Origin of the sequence: Dactylosporangium sp. NPDC000555 (assembly GCF_040300025.1) — a bacterium.
Lineage (GTDB): Bacteria > Actinomycetota > Actinomycetes > Mycobacteriales > Micromonosporaceae > Dactylosporangium.
Genome location: NZ_JBEPDB010000150.1, coordinates 1 through 9,722 on the forward strand (window position 1 = coordinate 1; position 9,722 = coordinate 9,722).

At 70.8% G+C, this 9,722-nt stretch carries 9 protein-coding genes; 2 read left to right on the top strand and 7 right to left on the bottom strand.

The annotated features are described in order from the left end of the window. Positions 1-98: 98 nt before the first annotated feature. The 6 genes from ABT297_RS41635 to ABT297_RS41660 form a co-directional block, all read right to left on the bottom strand. A complete protein-coding gene (locus ABT297_RS41635) occupies positions 99-1,034 on the bottom strand; it encodes an ABC transporter permease (protein ID WP_350559241.1) in 936 nt (311 codons plus the stop codon). Further along, positions 1,024-1,968, bottom strand: coding sequence for an ABC transporter permease (locus ABT297_RS41640; RefSeq protein ID WP_350559243.1), 945 nt, complete (start codon positions 1,966-1,968; stop codon positions 1,024-1,026). The genes ABT297_RS41635 and ABT297_RS41640 overlap by 11 nt, the downstream gene beginning before the upstream one ends. After that, positions 1,952-2,707 carry a DUF1684 domain-containing protein gene (locus tag ABT297_RS41645; protein WP_350559245.1) on the bottom strand — a complete coding sequence of 252 codons (756 nt, stop codon included), beginning with the start codon at positions 2,705-2,707 and terminating at the stop codon, positions 1,952-1,954. Before ABT297_RS41645 ends, ABT297_RS41640 begins: the two co-directional genes overlap by 17 nt. Continuing rightward, positions 2,704-4,335 carry an ABC transporter substrate-binding protein gene (locus ABT297_RS41650; protein WP_350559248.1) on the bottom strand — a complete coding sequence of 544 codons (1,632 nt, stop codon included), beginning with the start codon at positions 4,333-4,335 and terminating at the stop codon, positions 2,704-2,706. Before ABT297_RS41650 ends, ABT297_RS41645 begins: the two co-directional genes overlap by 4 nt. Positions 4,336-4,498: 163 nt before the next feature. Then, complete coding sequence (locus tag ABT297_RS41655) at positions 4,499-5,137, bottom strand: GntR family transcriptional regulator (RefSeq protein ID WP_350559251.1); 639 nt, start codon at positions 5,135-5,137, stop codon at positions 4,499-4,501. A gap of 709 nt (positions 5,138-5,846) precedes the next feature. Then, positions 5,847-7,157, bottom strand: coding sequence for an enoyl-CoA hydratase/isomerase family protein (locus ABT297_RS41660; RefSeq protein WP_350559254.1), 1,311 nt, complete (start codon positions 7,155-7,157; stop codon positions 5,847-5,849). A gap of 51 nt (positions 7,158-7,208) precedes the next feature. On the opposite strand from ABT297_RS41660, the gene ABT297_RS41665 reads away from it, so the two are divergent. Further along, complete coding sequence (locus ABT297_RS41665) at positions 7,209-7,526, top strand: ArsR/SmtB family transcription factor (protein ID WP_350559257.1); 318 nt, start codon at positions 7,209-7,211, stop codon at positions 7,524-7,526. 103 nt (positions 7,527-7,629) lie between these two features. On the opposite strand, the gene ABT297_RS41670 is transcribed toward ABT297_RS41665, so the two are convergent. After that, positions 7,630-7,791 (bottom strand): integrase core domain-containing protein, encoded by a 162-nt coding sequence (locus ABT297_RS41670; protein WP_350559260.1) that lies wholly within the window; start codon positions 7,789-7,791, stop codon positions 7,630-7,632. Positions 7,792-8,548: 757 nt separating this feature from the next. Here ABT297_RS41670 and ABT297_RS41675 point away from each other — a divergent pair. Then, positions 8,549-9,133: a hypothetical protein gene (locus ABT297_RS41675; protein WP_350559263.1), complete on the top strand. Its 585-nt coding sequence runs from the start codon at positions 8,549-8,551 to the stop codon at positions 9,131-9,133. Positions 9,134-9,722 lie beyond the last annotated feature (589 nt).

The window sequence follows — 9,722 nt, forward strand, 5'->3', positions numbered from 1 at the left end:
TAGCCACACAAAGACCCCCCCGCCAACCCCCCGAACCCCCCCACCCCCCCCCACCCCGCGAACAACCACCCCACCCCTCTTTCCAAGCAAAAGAAGGTTTACGAGATTGTACTCCTTGTGACTGGAGTTCTGTCGTGTGCTCTTCCGTTCTGTACCGCGGGTGGCGGTGAGGGGCCGGGGGGCGGCGCGGCCGCGCCGGAACGGATGCGGTGCACCGCGCCCACGCCGAAACGGGCGCGAAGGGCCCGGCCCAGGACGGTTACCGTGACGGCGGTGACGGTGATCAGCAGGCCGGGGAAGACCCCGGCCCACCAGGCGATGGCGAGCGTGGAGCGGCCTTCGGCGAGCAGGGCGCCCCACTCGGGGGTCGGCGGTTGGGTGCCGAGCCCGAGGAAGCTCAGGCCGGAGGCGAAGATGACCGCTACGCCGAACCCGAGGGTGGCCATGACCAGCAGCGGGCCGATCGCGTTGGGCAGGATGTGCCGCCACAGCGTGGTCCATGGCCCGACACCGAGCCCGGTGGCCGCCTCGACGTATCCGGTCCGGCGTACCACGAGCAGCCGGGAGCGCAGCAGCCGCGCGTAGCCAGGCATGTCGGCCAGCCCGATCGCCACCAGCAGGCTCAGTTCGCCCCGGCCGAGCATCGTGACCACGACGAGGGCGAGCAGCAGCGCCGGGAATGACAGCAGCACGTCGAGCACGCGGGTGACGACGAGGTCGGCCAGCCGGCCGCCGAGCGCGGCGAGAACGCCGATCGGGACCGCGGCGAGCAGCGCGACGAGCGTGGCGCCGGCGGCGATGCGCAGCGAGTGCCGGGCGCCGTGCACGGCCCGGGCGAATAGGTCACGGCCCAGCTGGTCGGTGCCGAACGGATGGCCGGCGCCGGGCGGGTGGAACGAGGCGAGAGGGTCAGTGGCGTTGGGGTCGAGGCCGGTGAACAGCTGCGGCCGGATCGCCGCGGCCGTCACGACGAGGACCACCAGCGCCGAGACGACGACCGCGACCGGCGGCCGGCGGGAGCGGCTAGTGGCCATCGCGCTGCAGCCTGGGGTCGATGAGCAGGTACGACAGTTCGACGAGCAGGTTCACGACCACGTACACCGCCGCGGCCAGCATGACCACGCCGGTGACCATCGGGATGTCTTTGTTCGTCACCGCGGTCAGCGCGACCTGGCCCAGCCCGGGCCGGCCGAAGACCTGCTCGATGAGGACGGAGCCGCCCAGCAGGCTGCCGACGAACCAGCCGGTGAGGGTCGTGGCCGGCACCAGGCAGTGCCGCAGCGCGTGGCCGGCCCGTACGGCCAGTTCTCCGGCGCCGCGGGCCCGGGCGGAGGTGACGAACGGCTGCGCCAGCGCCGTGTCCATCTCCTCGCGCAGCACCTGCCCGAGCGTGCCGGCGATCGGCAGGGCGACGGCGACGGCGGGCAGCACGAGGCTGCGCAGGGTGCCGGCCTCGATCACCGGGAAGATGTGCCAGCGCAGCGACAGGAACGTGATGAGCAGGATGCCCAGCCAGTACTGCGGCAGCGACACGGCGACCATCTCCAGGCCCGAGAGCAGCGCCCGGGCCGGGCGGAACCGCTCCGGCACGAGCACCGCCGCGCCGACCGCGAGCAGGACCGCCAGCACCAGCGCCGCGGCCGCCAGCTGCACGGTCGGCAGCAACTGCTCGGTGAGGGCGCTCCAGACCGGGCGCTGCAGCTGGTAGGAGGTGCCAAGGTCGCCGTGGGCCAGGTGGCCCAGCAGCCGCAGGTACTGCACGCCGACCGGGTCGCCGAGCCCGTACTCGCCCCGGACCTGCTCCTTGAGCTCCGGCGACACCAGTGCCTGGTTGCCCATGATGATGTCGACCGGGTCGCCGGGGATCAGGTGCAGCATGAGGAAGCACAGCGTCGCCGCGCCCCACAGCTGTACCACGGCGATCGCCGCCCGGCGGCCCAGGCGCCCGGCATTACGCCGGGTGGGCATGGCCCCGCACCGACTTCTCGCCCGCCTCGACCGGGCTGGACAGCACGTTCTCCCGGGGCGGGAGCGGGCAGTTGTACCAGTCGGAAAAGGCGCACGGCGGCAGATAGGCGCGATTGAAGTCGACGACGTAGCCGTCGCCGTCGCGCAGCGCGTCGACGAAGCGGCCCGGACGGTAGGTGCTCACGCCGGTCGTGGCGTCGGCGAAGACGAACCACAGCTCGCCGTGGCCGGCGAAGGCACGCACCCGGTGCGGCGTGCCGTCGAGGGTGAACGTGAGCTCCCCGGGGACCTCGTGCGGGCGGGCCACGTCGTCACGCTGGTACGGGATCGTGGCCCGCTGTGGCTGCGGGTACGGCTCGAACACCGCCGGCACCCGCAACCGCTCGTCGTACGGGTAACGGTCGATCCCGGCGAAGGCCGCCCGGGCCGGCGCCGCGTGCTCGTAGGTGCGCACCACGGGACCGTCCTCGCGGGTGAGGGTACGGATCGTCACGCCCGGCGCCTCCAGGACGCCGTCCACATAGGAGGTTCCGGTCAGCGGTCTGCCGTCCCGGGTCAAGGGCGCGCCCGGTTCGACGGTGACGGTGAGGCGCCCTCCGTCGACGTCCCACACGCCAGGCACGCCGTCGATGACCAGCGGCTCGTGGACGGGGTGGGTGCCGGTCAGGGCGAGGTGGCCGGCCGGGCCGGCCACCTCTTCCGTCCGCGCGGTGAGCCACTCCTGGAACCCGGCGCTCACTTCGTCCGCCAGACCGTGTAGAAGGAATCGGGGTAGCCCGAGACGGTGAACCGCACGCCCTGCACCGAGTTCGCCACGCCCAGTAGGTACTGCGGGACGTAGATCGGCACGGCCACCGCGTTGTCGATGACCCAGTGCTGCAGGGGCTTGTACGCGGCCGGGCGGTCCTCCTGGCGCAGCGCGGTCACGCCCTGGCCGAGCCAGCCGTCGACCTGCGGATCGTTGACGTTGGCGTAGTTGGCGCCGCCCTTGGTGGCCTGGTACTTCGACGACCACACGTTGAACAGCATGTCGGGGTCGGCCCGCTGGTTGCTCTGGTCGGCGATGTCGTAGTCGCCGGCCTTGGCACGGGCGGAGAAGGTGCCCGCGTCGAGGCCCTGCACCGTCACCTCGAAGCCGATCTTCTTGGCGTTGTCAGCGATCGCCTGCGCCACGACATCGCGTTGTTCGCGCATCACGGTGCTGTTCTGCACCCACACCGCGCTCAGCCGCTTGCCATCCTTGACCCGGTAGCCCTGCGCGTCCTTCTGGCTCCAGCCGGCCTCGTCGAGGAGCTGGTTGGCAAGGTTCGGGTCCTGGGGCCAGCTGCCTTCCAGGGCGCTGTCGTAGGAGTACGGCGTGGCGGGCGTGAGCGGGCTCCAGGCCCGCGGGAAGCGGCCCGCGTACACCGACTTGACGATGTTCTCGATGTCGACGCCGCGCTGGAAGGCCCGGCGCACCTTGACGTCGTCGAACGGGGCCCGCTGGGTGTTGAGGTAGGCGGTGAACGGGGTGCCGGCCGCGGCGGCGCCGAGCACGTGCACCCCGCCGCCGGCCTCGAACGCGGCCGCGGTGACCGGGGGCACGTTGGCGGCCAGTTGCGCCTGGCCACTGCTGACCGCGCCGACCCGGATGGCGTTCTCCGGCAGGAACCGGATCTCGACCTTGTCCAGGTAGGCCGCGCCCTGGTGCGGCGCACCCTCCGGCGGCCAGTTGTAGGCGTCGTAGCGGGCGAACGTGAGGCTCTGGCCCTTGGTGTAGGCCGCGGTGGTGAACGGCCCCGTGCCCACGGCGTTGGCGCCGCCGGCGCACAGCGCGGCCTGGCCCTTGGCGAGCGCGGCCGGGGACTGGATGCCCAGCACGGAGAACGACACAAGCTGCAGGAACGGCGCGAACGGGGACTTGAGCTTGACGACCAGCGTCGCGGGGTCGGTCGCGGTGGTGGACTGCAACGGCAGCGAGCCGGCCAGCGGCGCCTTGGTGGCGGGGTCGACGAAGTGGTCGAAGGTCGCCTTCGCGGCCGTCGCGTCGAACTTCGTACCGTCGTGGAAGGTCACGTCGTCGCGCAGGTGGAAGGTGTAGGTGGTGCCGTCGGCGGAGACGTCCCAGGACTTGGCCAGCCACGGATGGAAGGCACCCTTGTCGTCCTGGTATATCAGCGAGTCGTAGACGTTGCGCTGCAGGATCTGGGTGGCGATCTGGCTCGGCGCGGCCGGGTCCAGGCAGGTGGGCTCGACGTCGGTGGCGAACACGACGCTGCCGCCCCGCACTGGCGCGCCGGTGGCGGCGGTGTTGCCGGGAGTACCGGTGGCGTTGCAGGCGGCGACGAGCGTCACCGACGCGGCCGCTAAGACAAGCCTGCGGAACATGGCAACTCCCCAATTTTCAGACGTGCTTACTAGGAAAACACGGTGAGCGTATACACGCGTCGACGCAGCAACAAGAGACGTCGGCTGTGACCTAGTCGGCAGGGGTCAAGGACCTGGCCGGCCGGGGCCGGCCCGCCTCAGGAGGTGACGGCCAGGGCCCGCCTCAGGAAGTGGCGGCCAGCTTGGCCAGCCGCGCCTCGCGGGCACGGTCCAGATGCGCCACGGTCGCCCGGCGGGCCTCGTCCGCGTCGCCGGCCTTGATGGCGGCGACGATCCGCTCGTGCTCGGCGGCGGCGACCTCCTGGTCGGCCAGGGTCGGCTCGTCGGCGTCGTAAACGGCCAGCAGCGAGTCCAGCCGCTCCAGCAGATCGATGATCGTGGCGTTGCCCGCCGCCGCGCGCAGCGCCTTGTGCCACGCCGCGTGCAGCTCGCCCAGCCGAACGGGGTCGATGACGGCCCGCGCCTCGCGGCCCAGGTGCGACAGCCGAGCCAGGTCGTACGCCGAACGGCGGGCCGCGGCCCGGGCCGCGCACGTGGACTCCAGCGCGATGCGCGCCTCGTAGATCTCCAGCAGCTCCTCCGGGCTGCGCATGCGCACCCGGTATCCGCGGCGCTCGCGCTCCAGCAGGCCGTCGCGCTCCAGCAGCGCCAGCGCCTCGCGCACCGGCGTGCGTGACACCCCGAGCCGCTCGGCGAGCAGGGTCTCCAGCAGCACCGTGCCCGGGGCCAGCTGCCCGCTGACGATCTCGGCCCGCAGCCGGTCGTACTGGGTCGAGGCGGAGTCGCGGTTGCCTGCGGACATCGAAGCCTCCATACCTGGCCGAGCGGGACGGGGCACAACTGTAGTGCACCCGTCCGCGCCGGTCGCCCGGCCCGCCGCGGCCATCACCGGACACCGTGCCACCCGCCCCGTCCCGCGGGATCGGCAGGCCCGGACCAGACGGCCATCGGCTTCAGCCTGCGGGGAAGGTCGTCCGCTGCGATGGCCGGCTGGGTGTTTAGCACGGCCGGTCGATGTCCCAGCGGTCCTTGAGGATGAGGTATGAATCCGTCTGGTACTGGCAGGGCACAGGCTCGGCGGAGCTGCTCCCGGGCGTGACCCGGGCCCTGGACCTGTGGCCCGAGCACGAGTTTCCTGGTCGTCGGGCACGGTGTCGGCCAGGAACTCGCCGAGTGTGTTGATATCAGCTCCGCGCGGTTGCCGAACGCGCCCGGCTCGATGCGGACCCGGTTGCCGTACAGCTCGATGCGCATGTCCGGTGGCAGATTCGTCCGGTAGTGCTGGTACGTGACGGATGTGACCAGCAGCGGCAGCCGCGTTGAACAACGAGGGGCGCAACGATGGCTGCGGTACTGGCTGTCGGCCCGGACCCGCCTACGTGCCCTGCCGCCGGTCTGGTCGCTCGGCCGCAGCATCGGTTCGGGTACGCGGACATTGTTGTGAATGTTTGGTGCCGGCTCGGCTCGTCACGCTGCGTTGCGGCTGATTTCGGCGCGCGGCGAGCGTGCTGTCACGCCCGGGTGACCGGGCCAGCCTCGGGCGCCGCGTACGCCAGGTGGCGCAGGACGCCGCCAGTCCAGGGTGGGTAGCCTGCGGCGAGGACCGAAGCGACATCCGCGCCGGCCGGGTCGACCGTGAGGCCAGCGTCGAGCGCGCGGCGGGCGGCGGCGGCCATGGCATCCGGGTCGGGGCCGGCGTCCAGCAACGCCTGGACGAACGAGGCCGTGCCGCCGCTGACCACCAGCGGGATGCCGCCCTTGGCGCGGACCTCGAAGGCCGTGGCCTCGACGTCGTCGCCGGTGATCTCGACCACCGGGGCGTCCGGGGCGAAGAACACGGCGGCCAGGGGGTTGGCGGCGATCTGTGGGAACTCGCGAACGGCTGCCGCCGTTCTGGCGGTGGGTGGCGTCGGCGGCAAGGTTCCGGCGACCGTACGCATGGCGAAGAAGAGGTGGCTCAGCGCGGGAACTTCGGGCGCGCTCAGCAGCGTACGGAAGAGGGCCGTCTCGATCTCGAAAGCGTCGTCCATGGGCGCCGACGCGCTGCGGATCGCCACCTCCCGAACCGCGGCCAGCGCCCGGACCGGTGAGCCCGCGGACCGGCGGCGCACTTCCTCGGCGAGACCGGGTGGCTCTTCGGTGCCGCCAGGGATTCTGTAGCCGGGCCTTTCCCAGCGCTGGACGAACGGTCCGTCCGGCTGGGCGAGCACCCAGGCGCGGGCGGCGGCGACCACGTCCGTGGCGAGTTCGTCCACCAGGCCGGCAGCCAGCGCGGCCCGGGGGTGGAACGCGGTGCCGGGGCCGATGATGTCGAGCACGGTCGCGGCAATGCCGGTCATGCGAGTCACCCGCACCACGCCACCGCCGCCGGGCATGATGCCCATCCCGGTTTCGGCAAGCGACCAGATCACGGAGTCGTCGTCGGGGCCGACGCGGTAGTGGCAGGCCAGCGCGATTTCGAAGCCGCCGCCCAGGGCCGAGCCGTTCAGTGCGGCGGCGACCGGGCGGCCCAGTGTCTCCAGTTGGCGGGCCTGGTCGCGCAGTGGCACCAGCAGGTCGTAGGTGGCGGCGGCCTCTTCCGGGGTGATCTCGCTCGGCTCGAACTCCGGACCCGCCACGAAGGAGCGTTTCGCTGATGTGAGCACTACGCCGCGCAGTTGGTCGAGCCGGGTGGTCAGGTCGTCGAGGCAGGCGTTGAGACCGTCGTAATGGCGCTGATTGAGCATGTTGGCGGTGCGGCCAGGGTCGTCGAGGGTCACCGTGACGACGCCGTCGGCGTCCCAGGCCCAGCGAACCGAGCCGGACTGTTGGAGATCCGTCATACCGTCAGCCTAGGGAACGGTATGGCGGATGTCCAACGGTAGGTTGGGGGCGTGACGGGCGACGACGACTCGGTGCCGGACATGTCCGGTGTGACGGTGGTCAACGTGTTGCGCGCGGTGGCTGACCCGATCCGCCTGAGGATCGTGCAGACGCTCGCCGACGGTGAACAGCACGCGAAGTGCGGGACGCATTGGGACTTCGGCGTACACAAGTCGACCATGACCCATCACTTCCGAATCCTTCGGCTGGCGGGCTTGACCCGTACGACGGTGACCGGCCGGACCCACACCATCGCGCTGCGCCGAGATGAATTGAATGTCCGCTTCCCTGGTCTGATCGACGCACTGATCGAGGACAACGACAGGTAAAGCCCCTGTTCGCCGGCAGCGGCTCGGGCGCGGCGGCGAGATCGGCGGCGTCGACGTGGCTCAACCGGGGGGTACTGGCAACGCAGGTCGCCGAGTGGGCTGGTCACTCGGTTGAGGTGCGTCCGAGCCGGGAGTGGCGGCGCACGGTGTTGTAGCGGTGCAGCCAGCGAAACGCGGTGAGCCGGGCCTCGCGCTCGTCGGTGAACGCGCGGCGGCCCTGCAGGGTTTCGGGCCCGACCCACGTCCTGTAGATCGTTGCGGTCACCGCCTCCGGCGGCGAGTTCCTTTACTAGGCCACTCGGGCCGAAGCCGAGGCGGCGCGACAGAGCTGGCCCGACAGCCACGGCGGCCCAGCTACCAGGTCGACCTCCTGGTCTTCACCATCAGGTCGCCGACGTGACGAGCCCGCAGCATGAACGGCAACCGGGGTGGCGCGTCGCAGCGCGCCGCCCCGGCCCCCTGCCGGCCGCCAACAACGTGGCGGATGCCATCAACGAAGACGACGTCGACGAGTTCCGAGACGAGGGCGAGTCAACGTGCCCTCCGCGCGGCCGTGGCCGAACGCGGCGAACAGCGGTACAGGTCGCTGCGTCGGCCGTCACGGCGATGGACGGTGACGACGAACGGCAGGCACCGTGATAGCACTGTCGCGCCCGCTCATCAAGCAGGTGAGTGCGTCATTGCCGGCACGACGAGGCCATGGCGCGAACCCTGGCAACGAGGGCGACCACCAGCGCACGAAGCCGGTTCGGAACCACCAACCTGCAACCGCCTCGGCAGCTCAATTGCCAGGTCAGCCCGTACATCCGCCCAGCTCAACCCAGGCAACGTCACGATCGAGCCGTGCAGGTTTGTCTCTAGCCGGGGGCACGTCACAGAACTGCAAAGCGCAACGCGACTGGCAGGTCACTGATCGTGGAAGCCGGTTTCGCGTTCGAGTAGACGAAGACCTCCGCCTACCTCGGTGCCTCACGCTCGAAGCCCTGCACCGCGACGATGGCGGTGGGTGACACGATGGAGCAATGCTCTGGCCGGTGCTGCTCAACACTCCCCGGGAGCCATGGTGGTCACTGGGCGAGCGGGTCACGACCCGGCTGAGATGGCTTGACGACCCGGAGCTGCCCGACGATCTGGTATTGCGCCAGGTCGTCGCGCGGGCCAGCACGTTGTTCGACTTCGACGGCCAGCCTTGGGCGCAGCTCATCGAGGCCGGCGACCTGCGCGCGGTCCGGGAAGCCGATCACCTGGGCGGCGACGTCGCGCTTGACGGATGCCTGGGCTTCGACGCGTACCTGCGGCTCATCGGCGAGTTGCCCGTCACGGTGGGTATCGTGCGGCGGGTCCAGGTTGTGCTCGACCGGTATGACCGGGGTATTGACGGGTGGATCCGCCGCCCCGATGACGTCCGTCTGACGGACGTGCCCGATACCCGCCCCGAACGCCTGCGCGGCGACCCCTCCGTCGTCGAGCCGCTGCCCGATGGGCGACCTGAACTCGGCACCATGCAATTCCTCAGCCCCGAGCAGTACTTCCAAACGAGCCGCGACCAGCTGCCTGCACAGCAGTGGCAGGCACGCGGCTTCCTCGTCGACCTCGACGTCCCCTGACCCGTCTTCAGTGCCGACCCGAGTGCCGCCGCAGGTGAAGTGACGGACCTCGTACACCGGAAATCCGTCTGCTCCGTTGATCCGCAGGACAGTCGCGAGATCGTCCGCACTGTCGCCGGCATACCAGCCGTCCTGTTCGTGCGCGCAGTAGGTCGCCGTTCGTCACGGTCGGCGACCGGTCCGGTGGAGCCGAGGATGTCCGCAACCGCCGATGTGCGCGTTGCATGGGCCATCGCCATTGTCGAGACATTCGGGAATCGGCAGCGGCGGTCCACAAGTGCAGCGGTTGCTTGTTCCCGCCTTTCGGAGCATTCGGCGGAAATGCCGCCCAGCCGCTGGCGGCATTGTCGAAAGACGGTCGCGATGCACCGGTAGTCGTATATTGCCGCCAGTCATTCGATGCGTTGCCGGACCGGCGGGCTGGCGTAGCTGTGGCGTGGATGCGCGACGACCGGGCCGCCCGTCGCCGTCCACCTGGCGGGGTGCGGGATCGCAGTCGTTTGCCGCGGTGCTGCTCGCGGGACGTTGTGCCTGTTCAGGCGGCGTGACCGGCGGAGGCGGCGAGGGCGGCACCGGCCCCTGCACCGAG